At 48.5% G+C, this 21,261-nt stretch carries 23 protein-coding genes and 1 riboswitch; of the genes, 18 read left to right on the top strand and 5 right to left on the bottom strand.

Going from position 1 to position 21,261, the window contains the following annotated elements; all coding sequences use genetic code 11:
* The first annotated feature begins 85 nt into the window (after positions 1-85).
* Complete coding sequence (locus ACJMLT_RS03695) at positions 86-1,741, top strand: Na+/H+ antiporter NhaC family protein (protein WP_405726780.1); 1,656 nt, start codon at positions 86-88, stop codon at positions 1,739-1,741.
* Positions 1,742-1,788: 47 nt separating this feature from the next.
* Here ACJMLT_RS03695 and ACJMLT_RS03690 read toward each other — a convergent pair whose 3' ends face one another.
* A complete protein-coding gene (locus tag ACJMLT_RS03690) occupies positions 1,789-2,955 on the bottom strand; it encodes an SLC13 family permease (protein WP_405726777.1) in 1,167 nt (388 codons plus the stop codon).
* Positions 2,956-3,092: 137 nt separating this feature from the next.
* On the opposite strand from ACJMLT_RS03690, the gene ACJMLT_RS03685 reads away from it, so the two are divergent.
* The 5 genes from ACJMLT_RS03685 to ACJMLT_RS03665 all read left to right on the top strand — a co-directional run bounded on the left by ACJMLT_RS03685 (position 3,093) and on the right by ACJMLT_RS03665 (position 7,250).
* Complete coding sequence (locus ACJMLT_RS03685; protein ID WP_405726774.1) at positions 3,093-3,638, top strand: helix-turn-helix domain-containing protein; 546 nt, start codon at positions 3,093-3,095, stop codon at positions 3,636-3,638.
* A gap of 96 nt (positions 3,639-3,734) precedes the next feature.
* Positions 3,735-4,523: a deoxyribonuclease IV gene (locus ACJMLT_RS03680; protein WP_405726801.1), complete on the top strand. Its 789-nt coding sequence runs from the start codon at positions 3,735-3,737 to the stop codon at positions 4,521-4,523.
* A gap of 1 nt (position 4,524) precedes the next feature.
* Complete coding sequence (locus ACJMLT_RS03675; protein WP_405726771.1) at positions 4,525-4,992, top strand: methylated-DNA--[protein]-cysteine S-methyltransferase; 468 nt, start codon at positions 4,525-4,527, stop codon at positions 4,990-4,992.
* Positions 4,993-5,084: 92 nt separating this feature from the next.
* Positions 5,085-5,807 carry a purine-nucleoside phosphorylase gene (deoD, locus tag ACJMLT_RS03670; RefSeq protein ID WP_405726768.1) on the top strand — a complete coding sequence of 241 codons (723 nt, stop codon included), beginning with the start codon at positions 5,085-5,087 and terminating at the stop codon, positions 5,805-5,807.
* Positions 5,808-6,068: 261 nt separating this feature from the next.
* On the top strand, positions 6,069-7,250 hold the full coding sequence (locus tag ACJMLT_RS03665; protein WP_405726765.1) for a coenzyme F420-0:L-glutamate ligase: 1,182 nt from the start codon (positions 6,069-6,071) through the stop codon (positions 7,248-7,250).
* A 182-nt stretch (positions 7,251-7,432) separates the two neighbouring features.
* Here ACJMLT_RS03665 and ACJMLT_RS03660 read toward each other — a convergent pair whose 3' ends face one another.
* Together ACJMLT_RS03660 and ACJMLT_RS03655 are read right to left on the bottom strand one after the other, a co-directional pair.
* Entirely contained in the window at positions 7,433-7,942 is a 510-nt protein-coding gene (locus ACJMLT_RS03660; protein WP_405726762.1) for a folate family ECF transporter S component, read from the bottom strand.
* A 159-nt stretch (positions 7,943-8,101) separates the two neighbouring features.
* A riboswitch (THF riboswitch) is annotated at positions 8,102-8,207 on the bottom strand.
* Between the two features lie 86 nt (positions 8,208-8,293).
* Complete coding sequence (locus ACJMLT_RS03655; RefSeq protein WP_405726759.1) at positions 8,294-8,875, bottom strand: hypothetical protein; 582 nt, start codon at positions 8,873-8,875, stop codon at positions 8,294-8,296.
* A 262-nt stretch (positions 8,876-9,137) separates the two neighbouring features.
* Here ACJMLT_RS03655 and ACJMLT_RS03650 point away from each other — a divergent pair, with 262 nt between their 5' ends.
* The 7 genes from ACJMLT_RS03650 (at position 9,138) to ACJMLT_RS03620 (ending at position 13,806) form a co-directional block, all read left to right on the top strand.
* Positions 9,138-9,854: an ABC transporter ATP-binding protein gene (locus ACJMLT_RS03650; protein ID WP_405726756.1), complete on the top strand. Its 717-nt coding sequence runs from the start codon at positions 9,138-9,140 to the stop codon at positions 9,852-9,854.
* Positions 9,854-10,777: a SufB/SufD family protein gene (locus ACJMLT_RS03645; protein ID WP_405726753.1), complete on the top strand. Its 924-nt coding sequence runs from the start codon at positions 9,854-9,856 to the stop codon at positions 10,775-10,777. The genes ACJMLT_RS03650 and ACJMLT_RS03645 overlap by 1 nt, the downstream gene beginning before the upstream one ends.
* A gap of 18 nt (positions 10,778-10,795) precedes the next feature.
* Positions 10,796-11,320 (top strand): signal peptidase I, encoded by a 525-nt coding sequence (gene lepB / locus ACJMLT_RS03640; protein ID WP_405726750.1) that lies wholly within the window; start codon positions 10,796-10,798, stop codon positions 11,318-11,320.
* A 13-nt stretch (positions 11,321-11,333) separates the two neighbouring features.
* A complete protein-coding gene (locus ACJMLT_RS03635) occupies positions 11,334-11,789 on the top strand; it encodes a hypothetical protein (protein ID WP_405726747.1) in 456 nt (151 codons plus the stop codon).
* A gap of 18 nt (positions 11,790-11,807) precedes the next feature.
* Entirely contained in the window at positions 11,808-12,020 is a 213-nt protein-coding gene (locus ACJMLT_RS03630; RefSeq protein ID WP_405726744.1) for a PF20097 family protein, read from the top strand.
* A 227-nt stretch (positions 12,021-12,247) separates the two neighbouring features.
* Complete coding sequence (locus tag ACJMLT_RS03625) at positions 12,248-13,633, top strand: MATE family efflux transporter (protein ID WP_405726741.1); 1,386 nt, start codon at positions 12,248-12,250, stop codon at positions 13,631-13,633.
* A complete protein-coding gene (locus ACJMLT_RS03620) occupies positions 13,630-13,806 on the top strand; it encodes a hypothetical protein (protein ID WP_405726738.1) in 177 nt (58 codons plus the stop codon). The genes ACJMLT_RS03625 and ACJMLT_RS03620 overlap by 4 nt, the downstream gene beginning before the upstream one ends.
* A 38-nt stretch (positions 13,807-13,844) precedes the next feature.
* Here ACJMLT_RS03620 and ACJMLT_RS03615 read toward each other — a convergent pair whose 3' ends face one another.
* Positions 13,845-14,624 carry an HpcH/HpaI aldolase family protein gene (locus tag ACJMLT_RS03615; RefSeq protein ID WP_405726735.1) on the bottom strand — a complete coding sequence of 260 codons (780 nt, stop codon included), beginning with the start codon at positions 14,622-14,624 and terminating at the stop codon, positions 13,845-13,847.
* A gap of 192 nt (positions 14,625-14,816) precedes the next feature.
* On the opposite strand from ACJMLT_RS03615, the gene ACJMLT_RS03610 reads away from it, so the two are divergent.
* Together ACJMLT_RS03610 and ACJMLT_RS03605 are read left to right on the top strand one after the other, a co-directional pair.
* Entirely contained in the window at positions 14,817-15,017 is a 201-nt protein-coding gene (locus ACJMLT_RS03610; protein WP_405726732.1) for a DUF1858 domain-containing protein, read from the top strand.
* Positions 15,018-15,140: 123 nt separating this feature from the next.
* Entirely contained in the window at positions 15,141-15,761 is a 621-nt protein-coding gene (locus ACJMLT_RS03605) for a flavodoxin family protein (protein WP_405726729.1), read from the top strand.
* Between the two features lie 36 nt (positions 15,762-15,797).
* On the opposite strand, the gene ACJMLT_RS03600 is transcribed toward ACJMLT_RS03605, so the two are convergent.
* Positions 15,798-17,723: an ABC-F family ATP-binding cassette domain-containing protein gene (locus ACJMLT_RS03600; RefSeq protein ID WP_405726726.1), complete on the bottom strand. Its 1,926-nt coding sequence runs from the start codon at positions 17,721-17,723 to the stop codon at positions 15,798-15,800.
* Positions 17,724-17,917: 194 nt separating this feature from the next.
* Between ACJMLT_RS03600 and ACJMLT_RS03595 the strand changes: the two genes are divergently transcribed.
* The 3 genes from ACJMLT_RS03595 (at position 17,918) to ACJMLT_RS03585 (ending at position 20,811) form a co-directional block, all read left to right on the top strand.
* A complete protein-coding gene (locus ACJMLT_RS03595; RefSeq protein WP_405726723.1) occupies positions 17,918-18,628 on the top strand; it encodes a redox-sensing transcriptional repressor Rex in 711 nt (236 codons plus the stop codon).
* 81 nt (positions 18,629-18,709) lie between these two features.
* Positions 18,710-19,306 carry a LysE family transporter gene (locus tag ACJMLT_RS03590; protein ID WP_405726720.1) on the top strand — a complete coding sequence of 199 codons (597 nt, stop codon included), beginning with the start codon at positions 18,710-18,712 and terminating at the stop codon, positions 19,304-19,306.
* Between the two features lie 146 nt (positions 19,307-19,452).
* Entirely contained in the window at positions 19,453-20,811 is a 1,359-nt protein-coding gene (locus ACJMLT_RS03585; RefSeq protein WP_405726717.1) for an MATE family efflux transporter, read from the top strand.
* The last annotated feature ends 450 nt before the right edge of the window (positions 20,812-21,261 follow it).

The raw sequence follows: 21,261 nt of genomic DNA, 5'->3' as shown, positions 1-21,261 counted from the left end.
GCTTTGCGTACGGCTTTTTCTTTTGTGTTTCCACACACAAGCAATTATTCTATTTTATTCAAAATTTCTGAAAGGAGAAAAGGTTATGAGCAAAAAAACTAACCTCAGAAGCAAATGGCTCGGCATTTTCGCAGTAGTTTCTCTGATTGCGATTGCCATGTCCACAACTGTATTCGGCGGCGAAGCAGAAGCAGAATACGTAAGCAACATGTATGCAACAGCATGGTCTCTGGTACCTCCTCTGGTAGCGATCATTCTGGCACTGATCACAAAGGAAGTATATTCCTCTCTGTTCATCGGTATCGTAGTAGGCGGTCTGTTCTATGCAAACTTTGACCCCAAACTGGCATACCTGACCATCTTTACAAACAGCACAGACGGCGGCATGCTGGCAAAACTGTCTGACAGCTGGAACGTAGGTATCCTGATCTTCCTGGTAATTCTGGGTATCATCGTAGCCCTGATGAACAAAGCAGGCGGTTCCGCTGCATACGGCAGATGGGCTGCAACAACATTCAAAACAAGAAGAAGTGCGATGCTGGGTACATCTCTCTTGGGCTGTCTGATCTTCGTAGATGACTACTTCAACTGTCTGACAGTAGGTTCCGTTATGAGACCTGTAACAGACACACACAAAGTTTCCAGAGCAAAACTGGCGTACCTGATCGACGCAACAGCTGCTCCTGTATGTATCATCGCTCCCATCTCTTCTTGGGCTGCTGCTGTAGCCGGCGTTGTAGATGGCGTAAATGGCTTAGACCTGTTCATCAGAGCGATCCCTTACAACTTCTATGCACTGCTGACAATCCTGACAATGGTTTGCCTGACAATGACAAACACAGACTTCGGCCCTATGCTGGAACATGAAAGAAACGCACAGCTGAACGGCGACCTGTACACAACAGATGCAAGACCCTATGCCGGTGCAGATGCGGCACAGGCTCCCGTTGGCAACGGTAAAGTGATCGACCTGATCCTGCCCGTAGTGGTTCTGATCATCTCCTGCGTTATCGGTATGATCTACACAGGCGGTTTCTTCGATGGCGAAACATTCATCGATGCATTCGCAAACTGCGATGCTTCCGTTGGTCTGTTGCTGGGTTCCGCTGCAGCACTGCTGATCACATTCTTCCTGTACATCCCTCGTAAGGTTCTGACATTCACACAGTTCATGGAATGTCTGCCTGAAGGTTTCAAAGCAATGGTACCCGCTATCATGATCCTGACATTTGCATGGACACTGTCCGGCGTAACAGGTCTGTTGGGTGCGGACGTATTCGTAGCAGGTATTCTGGAAAACAGCACAGGCGTACTGGCAAACCTGCTGCCTGTGATCGTATTCTGTATCGCAGTATTCCTGGCATTTGCAACAGGTACATCCTGGGGTACATTCGGTATCCTGCTGCCCATCGTCGTTCCTATTCTGGATCCTACAAGCGAACTGTTGACAATCACAGTAGCGGCGACTCTGGCCGGTGCGGTTTGCGGTGACCACTGCTCTCCTATCTCCGATACAACTATCATGGCTTCCACAGGTGCCCAGTGTGACCACGTGAACCACGTTTCTACACAGCTGCCTTACGCGCTGACAGTTGCAGCAGTTTCCGCAGTAAACTATGTGATCGCCGGTTTCGTTCAGAACTGGATGATCAACCTGCCTATCGCACTGATCTCCATGATCGTAGTTGTTATGGTGATCCGTAAAATGTACGGCAAAAAAGAACTGCCTGTAGAAAAATAATCAGACATAAAAATAATGCCTCCGGCTTTGCCGGAGGCATTTCTTTTTTATTTCAGAAACCAGAAATCGGGAAGATCGATGGCGGGAACATAGGGGATACATTTATTCAGTGCCAGAAGGAGAACGGCGAAGATGATATTCCAGAGGGTGAAGTAGAGCATATATTTCCCTTTTTTCGCGCCGGGCACCTGCGCAAAATATTTATAGGAAATGAGGCTGGCCATGGAAGCGATCAGCGTACCCAGCCCGCCGATATTCACCCCTGCGATCAGCAGGTCATATCTGTCTGTAAATTCGGAAAGGAGCACCGCAGCAGGCACATTGCTGATGCACTGGCTGGCCAGAAAGGACACGAGGACTTCTCTGCCCAGAAGCAGATACTGCAATGTTTCTCGGATCACGGAGATCCGTCCCAGATTGCCGATGAGGATGAAGAAGAACACGAAGGTCAGGAGCAGGTTGTAGTCCAGTCCTTTCAGGATCCCTTTCTGGAAGAAGAAGAACCACAGCAGGATGAACAGCAGCACGATCCAGTGGGATGCTACATGGAACACCGCCAGCAGGCAGAACAGGAAGAGAACGCCCAGAGCCGCCAGAAATCCTTTGTCTTTGACAGACCAGTTTTTCTTTGGCTCCTGTTTTTCTGTGACCAGCGGTTGTTTCCCCTGAAAATAGCAGTATACATACAGGAGGAAATAGGAAACCCCCACATAGGGCACCGTTACGGCGAAAAATTCGCCGATTTCCATGCCGGAGATGGTATAGAGGAACAGGTTCTGGGGATTGCCGACGGGGGTCAGCATACTGCCCAGATTTGCGGCAATGGTCTGCATGACGATGAAGGGGATCATTTTTTCCTGCAGATTCGCTCGCTCCAGCAGCATGATGGTGAAGGGGACGAAGGTGATGAGGGCAACGTCGTTGGTGACGAACATGGCGGAAAAGAAGCACAGCATGACCAGTGTGGTGGCCAGCTGACGCATTTTCCTTGCCCTTGCCAGCAGCAGGTTTGCCATGCGGTCAAATACCCCCAGCTGCTGAAAGCCGCCCATGACGGCCATTAGGCAGAATAAAAGCACCAGCACACGAATGTCGCAGTATTCCATATATTTTGCATCGGGCGGAATGAGAAAGGCCGAACCGAAGGCCAGAATGCCCGAAATGCAGAGGATGGTCTCTTTCTTGAAGAAAGCGATGAGTTTTTCTTTATTCATAAGCATTTCCTTTGTGTTTCAGTAAGTTTTTGTTAACGCTGTCCATTATACGACCGCGGCATCGGAGTTTCAAGAAGGAGTTCGTGATTTTTTCCTGAATTGTGGTATAATGATGGCAGAAGAAAGGAGGGATCTCCGTGCAATTAAATGAAATCATTGCCATGAATTTAAAACGTCTGCGGGCAGAGCGAAACTTGAGTCTGGGGAAATTATCGGAACTTTCCGGTGTCAGCAAGGTGATGCTGAGCCAGATCGAAAAGGGCGAATCCAGCCCTACCATCAATACCCTCTGGAAGATCGCCGCAGGTCTGCAGGTTTCCTATACAAAACTGATCGATGAACAGATCGAAGTGCCTCTGGTGATCCGCAAGGGGGAAAGTGCTCTGGTGGAGCATGAGGGCTACCGTGTTTATCATTACAGCACCGCAAACCCTGCCAGAGATTTTGAATTTTTCAACAGCGAACTGGATGTGAATGGGACGTTTACCTCCGAAGGCCACGGGCATAATACCCATGAATATGTGCTGGTGACCAAAGGGGAGATGATCCTGCTGTACGGCGGGGAGGAATATGTGCTGCAGGAGGGGGATTTTATCCACTTTGACTGTACTCAGCCCCATACCTATCTGAATCGGGGCAAGATCATGACGGAATTTACCAATATCGTTTATTATATCGGCTAAGGAGGCGATAGATTGTTCTATTACCAAAATAATAAAGAGGAACCAAGGTCATTTTGGTTAGGATGTCATTTGTCTTCTGCCAAGGGCTACCTTGCCATGGGGAAGGAGGCGGTGAAACTGGGCTGCAATGTGTTCCAGTTTTTCACCAGAAACCCCCGCGGCGGTTCCGTAAAACCTTTGGATTTGGAGGACTTGCAAAAATATAACGAATTTCATAAGGAAAATAGCTTTGGCACCCTGCTGGCTCATGCGCCCTATACCATGAACCCCTGTGCTGCCAAGGAAGATCTGCGTGTGTTTGCCAGAAATACCATGAAGGAAGACCTGTCCCGACTGGAACTTCTGGAGGATGTGATGTTCAATTTTCACCCCGGCAGCCATGTGAAGCAGGGGGCGGAAATTGCCATCCCCCTCATCGCCGATGTGCTGAATGAGATCATGGCCGACGGCGGCAAGACGCCAATCCTTTTGGAAACCATGGCGGGAAAGGGCAGCGAAGTGGGCAGGAATTTTGAAGAACTCCGTGCCATCATCGATCGGGTGGAGCAGAAGGAACGGATGGGTGTCTGTCTGGATACCTGCCATGTCTATGACGGCGGTTATGATATTGTTGGAGATCTGGATGGGGTATTGAAAGAATTCGATGAGATCATCGGGCTGGACAGGTTGAAAGCCATCCATCTGAACGACAGCAAGAACCCCATGGGCAGCCATAAGGACAGACATGAAAAGATCGGCGAAGGCAGCCTGACGCTGGCAGGCATCACAAATATCATCAATCATCCCAAACTGATGCATCTGCCGTTCTATTTGGAAACCCCCAACGAAGCGGAGGGCTATGCCAGAGAAATTGCCTTGCTGCGAGGCTTAAGAAAGAATGATTGATATGGAAAAGATATTTTTTTATGATACCCCTGTGGGGAAACTTATCATCGGAGAGGAAAATGGTAGCATCACCCGTGTTTCGTGGACGCAGCTGCCAGCATCCTATCTGCAGGAAGAAACAGAGCTGATTTTGAAATGCAAACAGCAGCTGGAGGAATACTTTGCAGGGAAAAGAAAATCTTTTGATCTGCCTCTGGCGCCCAAGGGAACGGAATTTCAGCAGAAAGTATGGTCTGCCCTGCAGGAGATCCCTTACGGGGAAGTCAGATGTTATCAAGATATCGCCGTTGCCGTGGATCATCCGAAAGGCTGTCAGGCGGTGGGCGGCGCCAATGGGAAAAATCCCATTGCCATCCTCATCCCCTGCCACAGAGTCATCGGGAAAAACGGAAAGCTGGTGGGCTATGCCGGCGGTATGGAAAATAAAAAATTTTTATTGGAACTGGAAAATGTGCACTTACGAAAGTGAGTGCTTTTTCTTTATGAAAAAAAGGAAAAAGGGGTATCCTTGTCGTATAAAAAAAGTAATAGATTTATTTTGAAACTAAGGAGGTAATGACTATGGCAACACCTCATATTTCCGCCGAAAAAGGCGATTTTGCAAAAACGGTGCTGATGCCCGGGGATCCGCTCCGTGCAAAGTTTATCGCAGAAACCTTTCTGGAAGATCCTGTGCTGGTGAATAATGTGCGTGGAGTACAGGGATATACGGGCACATACAAAGGCACACGGGTTTCCGTTATGGCCAGCGGTATGGGCTGCCCCTCCATCGGCATCTACAGCTATGAACTGTTTGCCTTTTATGGCGTGGAAAATATCATTCGCGTGGGCTCTGCAGGGGCGCTGACAGAACATCTGAAAGTCCGCGACATCGTGGCCGGCATCGGTTCCAACACAGACTCCAATTATGCAGCCCAGTATGGCATGCCCGGCACACTGGCGCCTACGGCAGATTATACCCTGCTTTCCACGGCGGTGGCAGCGGCACAGGCCAAGGGCATCGATATGCACGTGGGGAATTTGCTTTGCTCCGACCTGTTTTACGGTGACGGCGGCAAGGAAGAAACCCTGAAATGGGGCAAAATGGGCACACTGGCTGTGGAAATGGAATCCACCGCCCTGTACCTGAATGCGGCAAAACTGGGCAAACGGGCACTGGTCATCTGCACCATTTCCGATCATCTGGTAACGGGAGAAGCGACCACTTCCGAAGAACGCCAGACCACCTTTACCCAAATGATGGAGATCGCACTGGAAACAGCAGTGCGGATGGAAACGAAATAAAAGACAAAAGTTTCCAGAGAGGAATCAAAAATTATGGTCGATATAAGATATTTTTATAGGGATCGGCGGAGTGATTATTGACAAATCTGCATTTTTCTTGGTAGAATGAATTAGTCGGTGATTGAATGCAATTTCGTCACATATTGACTTAGAAATATGCCAAATGATCCCGCAAATGCGGGATTTTTTTATCTAACGGAGAAAACTGTTTTGATTCATGCAGTGACTTCGATCAATTGTTTATATCAGGAGGTATACATTATGGCAGGTACAATTTCCAGAGGTATTAAAGCACCCATCGTTCGCGAAGGCGACGATATCGTAAAAATCGTAGTAGATTCCGTTATGACAGCGGCGGAACAGGACGGCTTCAAACTGCAGGAAAAAGACGTAGTATGCGTAACAGAAGCAGTTGTAGCACGTGCAGCAGGTAACTACGCATCCACAGACGCGATCGCAGAAGATGTGAAAGCAAAACTGGGCGGCGAAACTGTAGGTGTAGTATTCCCTATCCTGAGCAGAAACCGTTTTGCGATCTGCCTGAGAGGTATTGCAAGAGGCGCGAAAAAAGTAGTGCTGATGCTGAGCTATCCTTCCGATGAAGTAGGTAACCACCTGTTTGATATGGATCTTCTGGATGAAAGCGGCGTAAATCCTTACACAGACGTACTGTCTCTGGATGAATACCGCAAAGCATTCGGCTACATCAAACACCCCTTCACAGGCGTTGACTATGTAGAATACTACAAAGGCCTGATCGAAGAAGAAGGTGCAGAAGCTGAAATCGTATTCGCAAACCATGCAGAAGCGATCGTAAACTACACAAAGAACGTTCTGTGCTGTGACATCCACTCCAGAGAAAGATCCAGAAGACGCATCCTGGCAAAAGGCGGCGAAAAAGTTCTGACACTGGCTGATATCCTGAACGCACCCGTAAACGGCAGCGGTTTCAATGCAGAATACGGTCTCCTGGGTTCCAACAAAGCAACAGAAACAACAGTAAAACTGTTCCCCAACAACGCACAGGAAGTTGCTGAAGCGATCCAGAAAGAAGTACTGGCTCGTACAGGCGTAAAAGTAGAAGCAATGATCTACGGTGACGGCGCATTCAAAGATCCCGTAGGCAAAATCTGGGAACTGGCTGACCCCGTTGTAGGCGCTGGCTACACAGAAGGTCTGATCGGTCTGCCCAACGAACTGAAACTGAAATATCTGGCTGATAACGATTTCGCCAACCTGAACGGTGAAGAACTGGCAGAAGCGATCAAAGCAGCGATCAAAGAAAAAGAAGGCGATCTGAAAGGCAACATGGCGTCCGAAGGTACAACACCTCGTCGTTTGACAGACCTGATCGGTTCCCTGTGTGACCTGACATCCGGTTCCGGTGACAAGGGTACACCTATCGTTCTGGTTCAGAACTACTTCACAAACTACGCAATGTGATAATTGATGAGCCGTGCAAAGCTCGGTGGATTTGAATGATGGGAATTTATTCGCATCAGACAAATACATGCGGTTTATAGGGCGAATGCCCCATGAGTAAACTGCTTGCAGTTTACGAATAAGGCACAGCGAATATCGAAAACGAAGCAATCAAAAAGGAGTGTCGAAAGACACTCCTTTTTTTATACAGCCGCTTTCAGCTGAGGGGCATAATTTGCCAAAAGACGGATCACCAGGACTTCCACGATACCCATGCCAACCGCCTGCCCCAGTCTGGGGATCATGGTGGGGATAAAGGGTGTGCCGTAGAGGATGGAGATCCACAGGGTATTCAGGCAGATCGTGCCCACGATCTCGGAAAACAGTACCGCCGCCAGAATGTTCGTCATGCTCTGCTTTTTCTGCAGGAAGAAGCCGTAGCCAAAGGCGGTGATGAAGGCAGTCAGCGTAAACCCGGGGAAGAAGGCGCCGCTGGGAAACAGTGTTGCACCGATGATATCGGCAACAGCCCCCGTCAGCCCCGCGCCGACAGGCCCTAAAAGCATCCCCGCCATAGCGATAGGCACAAAGGCAAAGCCGATCTTCAGGTTCCAAAGGTTGATGGAAAGCCAGCGGGAAAGAACGATCTGGATCGCTGCCAGCATGGCCATCAGTACAATACGGTGAGTAGCGGAAATTTGATTTTCTGTCATGAAAAAACCTCCTTTTCTTTTTTCAACAGAAACAGGAGGGTATTTTTGTATTTACAAACAAAAACCCCTCTATTATCACAACGCAAATACGTCCTGTTTTGAAAAACAGGCTGGCTGTATGGATAACAAAGAGGCTATATCGTTCATCTTTATTATGGAGACAGCGGGATGCGGGTCCTGCATCGCAAAAGGCGAACTGCCTTTTTTCGTTCCGATGACAACTCCCCGTCCATCGGACACTTCACGCGCAAAGCCCTACTCTGTGTATTTGCACAGAACGACAAAAATCGTCTGCGTATTTATTCTAGTACGCTTGTCCCCGTTTGTAAAGAGGAAGTTGCTGTAATTTCCTTATTTCTGGGGGATAAAGGTACGCAGGAACTGATATTTGGAATCAAAGGAGCCTGCCAGCATGATCTTGTCTGCGCCTACGCCGTATTCCTTTGTCAGTTTGCCGAAAAGACGGTCGCTTTCCATAAAGCCGCCTTCCAGAAAACAGAAGCAGGCTGCAAAAGCACCTTCTTCGCCGATCTTGTGGAAGTCTTTTTCTTCGAAGGAGCGGATCATGTATTCCGGGCCGGGGTTCAGTTTGGAAACCAGTTCGGGCAGGTCAAAGTCCAGATGGAGGAAGCCCTGAGAGCAGTAATACATGGCCAGAATAAAGTCGAACAGGTCATTTTCTGTGGCAAAATGCAGGGAATAGTCCGCAGGTCTTTCCGCATCGCCCACGAAGCAGGAAAACCAGGGAGCCTGGGGTGCCAGAAAAGAGGTCATGTAGAGTTTTTTGGTCAGAGGTTCCGCTGTGTCAACGGCGAAAACCAGTGTGTTTGTGGTGGATGTTTTTACGATGGGCAGTTTATGCTGTTTTGCCCTTGCCAGCAGGGATTCGGATGCGCCGAAAAAGCGGATGCCGTCTGTATGAAAACCAAGCATGATGATCTCTCCTTTTTTCAGAAAAAATTTGATTTATCTGTGATAACTTTACCATATTCGTGAAATCCTTTCAAGGGAAAGGCTTTTCTGTATTTTTTGTCCGAGAAATCTGGTGGGAATAGGCAAAAACATTGACAGTATATGGTATGGGGGGCTATAATAAAAATTAGTGTTTTCTGTCTTTTTTTCGGCGGGAAGCACAAAATAAAAGGAAGAAAAATGTTTCTCAGAGAAATATTTCATAAACAGGAGGAATCATAATATGCTGGAACTGAAGAATATCTGCTTCTCCGCAGATGGCAAACAGATTCTGAATAACGTCAATCTGACTATCGATGACAGAAAATTCATCGTGATCACAGGCCCTAACGGCAGCGGCAAATCCACACTGGCAAAAATCATTGCCGGTATCGTAACACCTGACAGCGGCCAGATCATTCTGGACGGTCAGGATATCACAAACATGAACATCACAGAACGCGCGCAGGCAGGCATCAGCTTTGCTTTCCAGCAGCCTGTTCGTTTCAAAGGCGTAACAGTAAAAGACCTGATCACACTGGCCAGCGGTCAGGAACTGTCTACAGCAGCAGCTTGTCAGTATCTGGCAGAGGTTGGCATGTGCGCGAAAGACTATATCGACCGTGAAGTAAACTCCAGCCTGTCCGGCGGTGAACTGAAACGTATCGAAATCGCTACAGTTATGGCAAGAAAAACAAAACTGACCCTGTTCGATGAACCCGAAGCGGGCATCGACCTGTGGAGCTTCAAAAACCTGATCGACGTGTTTGAAAAAATGCACGAAGAAATTCAGGGTTCCATCATGATCATTTCTCACCAGGAAAGAATCCTGGATATCGCTGACCAGGTAGTTCTCCTGAGCGGCGGCGAAGTAAAACAGATCGGTACCAAAGAAGAAGTACTGCCCGGTCTGTTCGGTCTGGAAACAGGCTGCAGAGTTTTGATGGGAGGTAACAAATAATGCTGAATGATATCGTAAAAAATCTGCTGCAGGAAGTATCCGGTCTGGTAAATATCCCTGCAACAAGTGCATTCAATATCCGTAACAACGGTGCGTCTGAAGGCAGAAAATCCACAGAAAATATCGACATCGTACCTAAGCCCAACGGCGCAGGTCTGGATATCTATGTAAAACCCTTTACAAAAAATGAAGACGTGCATATTCCTGCGCTGATCACAGCAGACGGCGTGCATGATATCGCCTATAACGATTTCCACATCGGCGAAGGTGCGGAAATCAAGATCATCGCCGGCTGTGGCATCCACAACTGCGGTTGTGATGACTCCATCCACGAAGGCATCCACCGTTTCTTCGTAGGCAAAAATGCGAAGATCATTTATGAAGAAAAACACATTGGCGAAGGGGACGGCAACGGCAAACGTATCATCAACCCCCAGACCCATATCGAAGCGGAAGAAAACGCTTATATCGAAATGGACACCGTTCAGCTGAAAGGTGTAGACTCTACAAAGAGAATCTCCTCCGCAAAACTGGCTGACGGCGCAACCATGATCATCAAGGAAAAAATCATGACTCACGGTGACCAGTATGCGGAAACATCCTTCGATGTAGATCTGAACGGCACAGGCTCCAGCGCGAAGCTGATCTCCCGTTCCGTAGCGAAGGATAATTCCAGACAGCTGTTCCGTTCCAAGATCAACGGCAACGCAGACTGCTATGGCCATTCCGAATGTGACGCCATCATCATGGACAACGGTATCGTTGCGGCAGAACCCGAGATCACAGCAAACCACGTGGATGCATCCCTGATTCATGAAGCAGCCATCGGTAAAATTGCCGGCGACCAGCTGACAAAACTGATGACACTGGGTCTGACAGAAGACGAAGCGGAAGCACAGATCATCAACGGTTTCCTGAAATAAGCCAAAGGAGATGGGCAGATGAGCAGTACAGTGAAAACAGAGGTCATCAGCTGGGTGAAGACGATCCTGCTGGCGGCGGTTCTGGCGGGGGCAGTCAATTCCTTCCTCATTGTCAATGCCGAAGTTCCTACGGGCTCTATGGAAAATACCATTATGGCCGGCGACCGTATCCTTGCCTTGCGCACATCCTATTGGTTCGATGAACCGGTGGAAGGGGATATTGTCGTGTTCCGCTATCCCGATGACCCCACGGGAAAAACCCTCTATGTCAAACGAATCATCGGCGCGGAGGGCGACGTGGTGGAAGTGGCAGACGGCGCAGTCTATGTCAATGGCGAAATGCTGACGGAGGACTATATCGCAGAAACGACACAGGGGGATTTTGGCCCCTATGTGGTGCCCGAAGACAGCTATTTTATGATGGGAGATAACCGAAATCATTCGCTGGATTCTCGCTTCTGGGAAAATAAATTTGTACCCGAGGATGAGATTCTGGGGAAGGTCGTATTGCGTTACTATAAAGGCTTCAAGTGGATTTCCTGAGGAGGGCTTCAAGATGGAATTGAAAGCAAAGGATAAGATTATCGTAGCCATTCTGGTGGTTCTGGCGGTGGCGGTATTCGTCGGCGGAAGAATCCATGATACCAGAACGAGTTTTGAAACAGAAAAATGGGTGAATTACGAAGGCAACAGCCGTCAGCTGATGCTGCAGGATCTGGTTGACCGCACCCGTTTTGTAGGCATGACCAGAGAAGAAGTAAAAACAGATCTGGGCGAAGCAGACGAAGAAACAGATGCATTCCTGATCTATTACGCAGGGATCCCGCAGGGCTTGTTTGGCACAAAGCCTGACGCAGACCCCGAATATCTGGTGATCGAATTTACCGACGAAGAGAAAAAAGATCTGGTAACAGCATCGGGCGTGATGACTGCAGACGTATTACCCAAGGACAGCACATTCCGTATCAAAGGGGATGCAACAGACAGTACTGTGCTGAAACCTGCAGAATAAGAAGAAGGAGTGACCGATATGAAATGTCCTTTCTGTCAGAATGAAATGTCTGAAGGCACCATGGTTTCCGGCAGATTCGTGCAGTGGAAGACCACAGACCCCGAAACAGGCAAAAAGCAGGAATACCTGCTGGCGAAAAGCTTCATGGGCGATGCGAAGATCGCAGGTTATCTGTGCCCTCATTGCAGAAAAATGATCTTAGACATTCCCGATACTTTGGGCGGAAGATAAGCGCTGAGCGCTTAACGCAAAATCAGGATTTTGCGTTGTGAGACAGAAGAATAAACAGATCTGTGCCTGCAAAGTGGCAGGCGACAGCCTGTTTTCCTCGACGGAAGTAAATTCCGTCTGCGGATTCCATTCAGGAAACCCGAAGGGTTTCCCGAACCCTTCCGCAATATAACAATAATCAAACGACCTCGAAAGAGGTCGTTTTTCGTAGAAACGAGGAAACAAATATGGAAAAAACAAAAGAGAGGGGCATCAACGCATTTTTCGATGAGACCCCTGTAAGAAATTTAGTCATCAAACTGGGGATCCCTGCTATGTTTGCCCAGTTTTTCAATATTCTCTACAGCATTGTAGACCGTATCTTTGTTGGCCGCATCCCCGATGTAGGGGAACTTTCTTTGGCCAGCATCGGCATCTGCGCCCCTGCCCTGACGGCTATTTCCGCCTTTGCCTATATGGTGGGCGTGGGTGGGGCTTCCCGCATGAGCATCTGTCTGGGGCAGAAGGATATCGAAGGGGCAAAAAAGCCCGTCAATAATGCCTTTGTCATGCTCATCTGCATCAGTATTGTGGTCACTGCGTTGGCGTTGTTTTTCAAGCGCCCTTTGCTGTATCTTCTGGGCTGTGATGACAGTATGTACCCTCTGGCCAGCAGATATTTTACCATCTATGCCGCAGGTACCATCTTCCCTCTGCTGGGGATCGGTATGAATCATTTTATACTGGCACAGGGCTTTTCCCGTGTGGGGATGATCTCCGTGGTCATTGGCGCATTGACGAATCTGATTTTAGACCCCATCCTGATCTTTGGTCTGGATATGGGGATTGAAGGGGCGGCGGTAGCCACAGTCACGGCTCAGGCGGCCATGGCGGTCTTTACGCTCTGGTATCTGCGCCGCAGGAAAGTGCCGATCCGACTGGAAATGGGCGGGTATGATCTTTCTGTGATGAAAAAGATCGTGCTGGTAGGGATGATGCCCTTCCTGATCACCATTCTGGATAACGGCGTGGTCATCATTCTGAATGCTTCCCTTCGCGAGTACGGCGGTTTTAATGGCACCACCTATATCACCTGTGCGGCAGTCATCCAGTCTGTCCTGACCATCGTTTCCTGCCCTGCGGCAGGCATCACCCAGGGCTGCGGCACGCTTTACGGTTATTTTTATGGGGCGCAGGAAAGAAAGAAACTGGATCAGACCTTTACCGATGTGCTTTGGGTCTGTCTGGCCTATATCGGCGGCCTGCAGATCCTCATCCTGCTGTTCCCGCAGGCTTTCGCAGGCCTCTTCCTGAAGGATGCGGCAGTGATGGCAGTCTGCGTGGGCTGTATCCGTCGGTTCTGTCTGGGGCTGGTGGGCATCGCCGTCCAGTATGCTTATGTGGACGGGCTGACAGCCATGGGGAAAGTAAAATATGCACTGCCCCTGTCCCTGTTCCGCAAGACCCTCTATATTATCCTGCTGATCACCATGCCCATGTTCCTGCCCGTGGAAAAGATCTTCTACGCAGGCTCTATTTCCGATATCATCGGTGCAAGCTTTACACTGGTGATGTTTTTCAGTGTGGTTCGTAAAAAATTACAGAAAGAAATGAAAAGGAGTGTCGGGGAATGAACGAAAAAATGTGGGGAATTCTTTTTAAAACATCTTTGGGGATTGAAGTGATTTTACTGGGACTGTATATGAAGACATATGCGGAACCATGGCAGACACTTACGTTAGTGGTATGTTGGCTTACAGTGCTCATAGGTGTTGTTGGATTTATCATGACGAGAAAGAAAAAATAAAAGGAAAGGCGGTTGCCTTTCCTTTTTTGTTGTCAGATTCAGATTTTAGAGCGAATATCTGCTACATTTGCTTTATATGCTGCAGCTAGAACAGCCGCATCCAGACCATACGCCACGGAGTCATATCCCTGATTAAATCTTTCCGCTACTGCCGCAGGAGCACCTGCGAAAATCATGCAGAATTTGCCTGCATCCTGACATGTTTTTTTCACTTTTTCCAGAGCAGCAACGAAGTCGGGATGGTCGAACTGACCGGGGATACCCATGGAGATGGACAGGTCGAAGGGGCCGATAAAGATGCCGTCTACACCTTCCATATTCGCGATGGTTTCGATATTTTCATAAGCGCCCACTGTTTCGCACTGGGGGATCACCAGCACCTGTTCGTTCCAGTAGGCCATCTGGTCGGGCACGGACTGCTGTGCCATTTCGTCGAAACCCCAGCCGTCCTTTCTGGAAGGACAGAACCCTCTTTTGCCCACGGGGAAATATTTTGCATAGTCAACGATCTGCTGCACCTGTTCGACGGTATGCACGTCAGGAATGATGAGCCCCTGTACCCCTACATCCAGCAGTTTCAGCACGGCGGGTCTGCTTACTTCTCGGACACGGGCGATGGCGGTCAGGCCGACATTTTCCGCCGCACGGGCAAAGTCTCGGCTGGATTCTGCTTCAAAAGGGCCGTGTTCGTTGTCCAGAATGACAAAATCCAGACCGGTTCTGCCTAAAGCTTCGATGACGCTGGCGCTGCCCAGTTCGAAGAAGGTGCCGATGGGTTTTGCGCCCTGGGCCAGTTTTTCTTTCAATGTATTTTTCATGGGAAATCACTCCTTTGGGATGCGTGTTTTTCTTTCCTCTATTGTAGTATAAAATTGCGCACGATTCACTGATTTTTGCAAAGATTTTGGAAAAAATAGAATTTTGGTAGTGATTTCTTTTTATTTGTGGTATCATATCCATGAACAGCAAGTTGATTTGCGAGTTATTTCAAAAATAAGGAGGAGTTTCCCATGAAAGTAACAAAAGACATGACAATTGGCGAACTGCTGATGATGGACAGAAGCGCAGGTATGATCCTGATGCAGAACGGTATGCACTGTGTAGGCTGCCCTTCTGCTGCAGGCGAAACACTGGAAGAAGCATCCATGGTTCACGGTATGGACTGTGAAAAACTGGTTTCCGAAATCAACGCATTCCTGGAAAGCAAATAAGTAAAACCTTGGGACTTTGTCCCAAACCCTACGCCCTTTCTTGCAAGAAAGAGCGGCAAAGAACTCGAATGAAAACCGCGCTTTTGCGCGGTTTTGGTCTTTAGAGAAGGGAGAATCATTTAAATGAAAGTATTACTTATCAACGGCAGCCCCAACGGTCACGGCTGCACATATACAGCCCTGAAGGAGATCGAAAAGACCCTGCGTCAGGAAGGGATCGAAACAGAAATGTTCTATCTGGGCAACAAACCCATCGGCGGCTGTATCGGCTGCGGTTCCTGCAGAAAAACAGGCAAATGCGTGCAGGATGATATCGTGAATAAACTGCTGCCCAAGGCTCTGGCGGCAGATGCAATGGTGCTGGGTGCTCCCGTTCATTATGCTTCCGCAGCAGGGCAGGCATCTTCCGCTTTTGACAGATTGTTTATGATGTCTAACGGCGGGTTTGCCAATAAACTGGGGGCGGCGGTGGTTTCCTGCCGCAGAGGCGGTGCTTCCGCAACCTTTGACCAGCTGAATAAATACTTCACCATCAGCAATATGCCCGTGGTTTCCGGTACATACTGGAATCAGGTACACGGCAATACGCCCGAGGAAGTGAAGCAGGATGAAGAAGGGATGCAGAATATGCGTGCCATCGGCAGAAATATGGCATGGCTTTTGAAATGTATTGAGGCGGGCAAAGCTGCAGGCATTGCACTGCCTTTCCGCGAAGAAAAAATCAAAACAAATTACATCCACTAAAATAAAAAAACAGGCTGTTCAGCCTGTTTTTTTATTTTAGGAATGCAGTTTTTCCCATTCTTCGAAGAGTGTCTCCAGTTTTTCTTCCAGTTTTGTTTTTTCGGCGAAAATTTCATTGGCCTTGCTGAAATCCGTACCGCAGGCCGCCATATCCTCGTCTGCCTTGGCAATGGCGTTTTCTGTTTCCTCGATCTCTGCTTCGATCTTTTTGATCTTGTTGGCCAGTTTTCGTTCAGCTGCCTGCTGTTCCTTCTGCTTCAGCCAGTCATTCTTTGTTTCGCTGATGGGCTGAGTAGATGCGGCAGTGGTTCCGCTCTGGGGATTCTGCAGGGCTTTTTCCGCTTCGTTGCGGGCGCGCTCTGCTTTCTTTTCCAGATAATAATCGTAGTTGCCGTTATAAAGGATGACCCCGTCGGGTGTCAGTTCCAGAATTTTTTCTGCTGTTTTGTTGATGAAATAACGGTCGTGGGAAATGTAGATGCAAGTCCCTTCGTAGCGGTTGATGGCACTTTCAAGAACCTCCTTGGAGAACATATCCAGATGGTTGGTCGGTTCGTCCAGCATCAGGGTATTGGCCTTACTCAGCATGATCTTTGCTAAGGATACACGACCCTTTTCCCCGCCGGAAAGGGCGGAAATAGGCTTGAATACGCCATCCCCCGTGAAAACGAAGGCCGCCAGCATATTTCGAATCTGTCCCTGTGTCAGTGTAGGGTAGGAGTCGGAAATTTCCTCGAAAATCGTTTTGCTTTCGTCCAGCTTCGCCTGTTCCTGATCGTAGTAGCCTACGAAAACATTGGTACCGAAGCGGATCAGACCGCTGTCAGAGGAAACCTCTTTCAGCAGCATACGGAATAAGGTGGACTTGCCCACGCCGTTGGGCCCGATGATGGCTACCTTATCGCTGCGTTTCACATCGAAGGAAACATTCTGGAAGATCTTCTGTCCGCCGTAGGATTTGGACAGGTCTTCCGCGTGGAGCACGTCATTGCCGCTGGTCAGATGGGGCGTCAGGTTCAGACGCATCTGGTCGGGCAGGGCATCGGGTCTGTCGATACGTTCCATCTTATCCAGCACCTTTTCACGGCTTTCTGCCCGCTTGATGGATTTTTCGCGGTTGAACTGGCGCAGGGTGCGGATGACATCCTCCTGATGTTTGATCTCCTTCTGCTGCATGTCATACGCCTTCTGCTGGATCTCGCGGTTGATCTCCTTCTGCTGCCAGTAGAAGGAGTAGTTGCCGTTATAAACGTAGGATTTCTTGTTTTCGATCTCAATGACCTTGGTGACGATGCGGTCTAAGAAATAACGGTCATGGGAAATGATGAGGACGGAACCGGGATAGGTTCTGAGGAAATCTTCCAGCCATTCGATGGATGCGATATCCAGATGGTTGGTAGGTTCGTCCAGCAGCAGCACGTCTGGCTTGGAAAGCAGCAGTTTGCCCAGATGCACGCGGGTTTTCTGACCACCGGAAAGCTGGTTCATGGGTCGGCTGAAGTCGCTTTCCGTAAAGCCCAGCCCCTTTAGTACGCCCTTCATGCGGCTCTGATAGCTGTATCCGTCGTTCTCTTCGAAGGAATGCTGCAATTTGGAATATTCCTCCATCTTGTCAGCCAAGGCCTGTCCGCTCAGACCGCCCATTTCGTTTTCCATTTCACGAAGATTTGTCTCTGTCTGGATGACTTTTTCGAAAACGGACAGCATTTCTTCGTAAATTGTCCGGTCGCTGTCGATATGGATATTCTGTGCCAGATATCCGACGGATGTGTCTTTTTTGAGGTAAAATTCGCCGCCGTCAGCAGAGATCTCACCGGTCAGAACCTTGAATAAGGTGGTTTTTCCGGCACCGTTAACCCCTACAATTGCGGCTTTTTCCCGTTCTTCTATATGAAAGGTGATCTTTTCCAGGATCACGTCGATGCCATAGGCTTTGTGTAATTGTCTGCAGGCAAGTATCATCTGTTATACCCCTCCGTTTTGATTGCATTTTCTCTGTCCATGATACCAGAAAATTCAAGGGATTAAAAGAGTTATTGTTGACAATAAAATAACAGGAGTGATATACTGAAAACATAGGAAAATAGGGAAAGCAGCTACGGAAAAACGCTGCTTTTCTGCGGTTTTTACACTCTATAATGAGAGGATTTGGGATTATGGATAGCGACAAAAAGATTTCCCCGGCAGTCATCAATCGACTCCCCAGATACTATCGTTACCTGGGTGATCTGCTGGAAAGTGATATCACACGCATCTCTTCCAAAGAACTGAGTGCCAAAATGAACATCACCGCATCCCAGATCCGCCAGGACCTGAACAATTTTGGCGGCTTTGGCCAGCAGGGCTATGGCTATAACGTAGAGTATCTGTATAACGAAATCAAAAAGATCTTAGGACTGGACAGACTGTATAATATGATCGTCGTAGGCGGCGGTAATATCGGTCAGGCTCTGGTGAACTATACTAATTTTGAAAAACGCGGTTTCGTCATCAAGGCGGTGTTTGATATCAATCCCCGTCTGATCGGCATGACTATCCGCGGCGTGGAAGTATACGATATCGATCAGATGGAAGACTATGTGAAAGAAAACCCCGTGGATGTTGCCATTCTGACACTGCCCCGTTCTCAGGCGGTGAAGGTTGCCAACGATCTGGCAAAATGGGGCGTCAAAGGCATGTGGAATTTCAGCCATGTGGATCTGCAGGTTCCTGAGGATGTTCTGGTGGAAAATGTTCACCTGACAGACAGCCTGATGACACTGCTCTATAAGATCAATGAAATGTACTACAGCGGCGAGGATATCCATGAGCAGCACCTGAAGGAAGGTCTGCCCGTGAAACCGATGCAGGATACAGAAGAAGAATAAAGAAAACAAAGCCGCAGTTTTGCGGCTTTTTTGTGCGAACAGAAGATTTTTTGAGAATGGTTTTGGTAAAGGGTGATTTTTATGTTTAACTGGTTTGCATGTATGTCCTATATGTTCGTTTCCTGCATCACCCCCGGGCCAAATAATCTGATGTGCATGGCAAACGGCACGAAACACGGCTTCAGAAAAAGTCTGCGCTTCTGCTTTGGGGTTACCTCCGGGTTTACGTTGATCCTGCTGATCGCCATTGCCTGCAATTATTTTATTTATGAATATATCCCCGTCATCATCAAAGTGATGACGCCGCTGGGGGCTTTGTATATCCTCTGGCTGGCATGGATCATCTGGAGGGATAAACCCAAGCCGAAGAAAGAAGAGAAAAAGAAGATGCAACTGGATACTACCTCCCTTTGGGCGGGGATGATCCTGCAGTTCGTCAATCCCAAGGGGCTGCTCTACGGCATGACACTGATTACCAACTTTGTTTTCCCCTATGACCGTTCTTTCGGCATGTTTGTGGTCGTGCTGATCGCCAACTGGTTCATGGTACTGTTTTCCAATATCTGCTGGGTGCTGTTTGGCTCCATCTTCCAGAATTTCTTTGAGGAATACAAGAAAGTGCTGAATGCGGTGATGGCTTTGCTGCTGGTATATTGCGCGCTGTCCCTTTTCCTGTGATGGGTTTTATAAAATTGAACAAGAGAGAGTCCGAAAGGGGCTCTCTTTTCGCTTTGTTGTCGATTGTTTTTCAAAAATGAGAGGATTATACTATTCTATGGTTTTAATGAAGAAAGAAGATTATTTTCAGAAAAGGAGGATACAACGTGGAACTGGCAGATATCAAGGGGAAACCCTATTATTTTTCCAACCATGATCTGAAACGACTGATCCTGCCCATGATCATTGAGCAGTTTCTGGCACTGCTGGTAGGGATGTCCGACTCCATCATGGTAGCCACCGTTGGGGAACATGCCGTTTCCGGGGTTTCTCTGGTGGATAATATTTTTATCCTGCTGATCTACCTTTTTGCGGCGCTGGCCACGGGCGGTTCTGTGGTCATGGGGCAGTATCTGGGGCAGAGCAATCGGGAGAAGGCCAATCAGGCGGTGAATCAGCTGATCCTGTTTACGGCATTGTTTGCGCTGGCCATCACGGCAGGGCTGTATCTGACCAGAGATCTGATCCTGCATCGTGTTTTCGGGGATATCGAGGCTAATGTTATGGAAGCGGCAAAAACCTATCTTCTGATCGTTTCCGCATCCATTCCTTTTATTGCCCTGTATAACGCAGGGGCGGCAGTTTTCCGTACCATGGGCAATGCCAAAGTGCCCATGTATCTTTCCATGATCATGAACACGATCAATGTGGGCGGCAATGCCATCCTGATCTTTGTGTTTGATATGGGCGTGGCCGGTGCGGCCATTGCCACATTGGCTTCCCGTATTATTTCCGGCGTGGCCATCACCGGTCTGCTGGCATCGCCTTCGCTCCTGCTTCACCTGCAGAGACCTTTTTCCTTCCGTCTGGATTTCGGTATGCTGAAAAAGATCGCCCATATCGGCATCCCCAACGGGCTGGAAAACGGGATGTTTCAGCTGGGCAAGATCATGGTGCTGAGCATCATCACCGGTTTTGGTACAGCGTCCATCGCGGCCAATGCCGTTTCCAATATCATTGCCACTTTTCAGGTGCTTCCCGGCATGTCTGTGGGGATGGCGGTCATTACGGTCTGCTCCCGCTGTATCGGCGCGGGGGATTATGATGCGGCCAGATATTATACCCGCAAGATCGTAAAACTGGTGCATATCCTGATCGTCTGCTTCAGCACGGTGACACTGCTGGCGCTGCCGGGCATCATGTATCTGTATAACCTGTCGCCGGAAGCCATGGACTTTACCAAACAGATCATCTGGTATCACGGGATCTGCTGCATGTTCTTCTGGCCGGAAGCCTTTACTCTGGCAAATACCCTCCGTGCCGCCAGAGACGTGCGCTACTGCATGATCCTTTCCATCGTTTCCATGTGGATCTTCCGCATCGGCTTCAGCTATATTCTTGGCATCCGCATGGGGCTGGGAGTATTCGGTGTCTGGATCGCCATGACCATCGACTGGGCGGTTCGTGCGGTGCTGTTTATCATTCGTTACCGCGGCACAAAATGGCAGCACGGCAGCGTAACATAAAAAAATGCATATCCTGCATAAAAATTCCGAGCCTGCTTTCTCTGGAAAGCAGGCCTTTTTATTTATATGTATACATGGAGTATACATAATTCGATAGGGGCTGGGGGAATGGCAGGGCGTGGTTTTCTGGGGTCGTGGACAGAATTTTGAAATGTATACAGTGTTTTTTTATTCATGCACTTGATTTTTTAAAAAAGGTTGCTATAATTGTTAAACATATAGAACAAACGGGTATATTCCAAAAACGCAATTATATATTCATCATTTGTGGAATATCCCTATTTTTATTTGCCTGTTGCTTTTGTGCGTTGCAGTACTGTTATAGCAATGCAGAGGCGGGGCAAATTACAAAAGCCATCCCGCAAGGGAAAAACTGCACCAAAGAAAGGAGTAAAAAAATTATGAGTACAACAAGTAAAAAGAGCTGGACACGGTATTTAGTACCCGGTT

The sequence above is a fragment of the Anaerotignum sp. genome (assembly GCF_045122575.1).
Lineage (GTDB): Bacteria > Bacillota > Clostridia > Lachnospirales > Anaerotignaceae > Anaerotignum_A.
Note: the sequence above shows the minus strand (reverse complement) of the source record. Positions and strands in the feature narration are given on the sequence as shown.

What these genes read in the sequence shown, in the direction of transcription:
- ACJMLT_RS03695 (WP_405726780.1), top strand. Translation starts at nt 86, where the DNA reads ATGAGCAAAAAAACTAACCTCAGAAGCAAATGGCTCGGCATTTTCGCA.
- ACJMLT_RS03690 (WP_405726777.1), bottom strand. Translation starts at nt 2,955, where the DNA reads ATGAATAAAGAAAAACTCATCGCTTTCTTCAAGAAAGAGACCATCCTC.
- ACJMLT_RS03680 (WP_405726801.1), top strand. Translation starts at nt 3,735, where the DNA reads ATGGGGAAGGAGGCGGTGAAACTGGGCTGCAATGTGTTCCAGTTTTTC.
- ACJMLT_RS03675 (WP_405726771.1), top strand. Translation starts at nt 4,525, where the DNA reads ATGGAAAAGATATTTTTTTATGATACCCCTGTGGGGAAACTTATCATC.
- deoD (WP_405726768.1), top strand. Translation starts at nt 5,085, where the DNA reads ATGGCAACACCTCATATTTCCGCCGAAAAAGGCGATTTTGCAAAAACG.
- ACJMLT_RS03665 (WP_405726765.1), top strand. Translation starts at nt 6,069, where the DNA reads ATGGCAGGTACAATTTCCAGAGGTATTAAAGCACCCATCGTTCGCGAA.
- ACJMLT_RS03660 (WP_405726762.1), bottom strand. Translation starts at nt 7,942, where the DNA reads ATGACAGAAAATCAAATTTCCGCTACTCACCGTATTGTACTGATGGCC.
- ACJMLT_RS03655 (WP_405726759.1), bottom strand. Translation starts at nt 8,875, where the DNA reads ATGCTTGGTTTTCATACAGACGGCATCCGCTTTTTCGGCGCATCCGAA.
- ACJMLT_RS03650 (WP_405726756.1), top strand. Translation starts at nt 9,138, where the DNA reads ATGCTGGAACTGAAGAATATCTGCTTCTCCGCAGATGGCAAACAGATT.
- ACJMLT_RS03645 (WP_405726753.1), top strand. Translation starts at nt 9,854, where the DNA reads ATGCTGAATGATATCGTAAAAAATCTGCTGCAGGAAGTATCCGGTCTG.
- lepB (WP_405726750.1), top strand. Translation starts at nt 10,796, where the DNA reads ATGAGCAGTACAGTGAAAACAGAGGTCATCAGCTGGGTGAAGACGATC.
- ACJMLT_RS03635 (WP_405726747.1), top strand. Translation starts at nt 11,334, where the DNA reads ATGGAATTGAAAGCAAAGGATAAGATTATCGTAGCCATTCTGGTGGTT.
- ACJMLT_RS03630 (WP_405726744.1), top strand. Translation starts at nt 11,808, where the DNA reads ATGAAATGTCCTTTCTGTCAGAATGAAATGTCTGAAGGCACCATGGTT.
- ACJMLT_RS03625 (WP_405726741.1), top strand. Translation starts at nt 12,248, where the DNA reads ATGGAAAAAACAAAAGAGAGGGGCATCAACGCATTTTTCGATGAGACC.
- ACJMLT_RS03620 (WP_405726738.1), top strand. Translation starts at nt 13,630, where the DNA reads ATGAACGAAAAAATGTGGGGAATTCTTTTTAAAACATCTTTGGGGATT.
- ACJMLT_RS03615 (WP_405726735.1), bottom strand. Translation starts at nt 14,624, where the DNA reads ATGAAAAATACATTGAAAGAAAAACTGGCCCAGGGCGCAAAACCCATC.
- ACJMLT_RS03610 (WP_405726732.1), top strand. Translation starts at nt 14,817, where the DNA reads ATGAAAGTAACAAAAGACATGACAATTGGCGAACTGCTGATGATGGAC.
- ACJMLT_RS03605 (WP_405726729.1), top strand. Translation starts at nt 15,141, where the DNA reads ATGAAAGTATTACTTATCAACGGCAGCCCCAACGGTCACGGCTGCACA.
- ACJMLT_RS03600 (WP_405726726.1), bottom strand. Translation starts at nt 17,723, where the DNA reads ATGATACTTGCCTGCAGACAATTACACAAAGCCTATGGCATCGACGTG.
- ACJMLT_RS03595 (WP_405726723.1), top strand. Translation starts at nt 17,918, where the DNA reads ATGGATAGCGACAAAAAGATTTCCCCGGCAGTCATCAATCGACTCCCC.
- ACJMLT_RS03590 (WP_405726720.1), top strand. Translation starts at nt 18,710, where the DNA reads ATGTTTAACTGGTTTGCATGTATGTCCTATATGTTCGTTTCCTGCATC.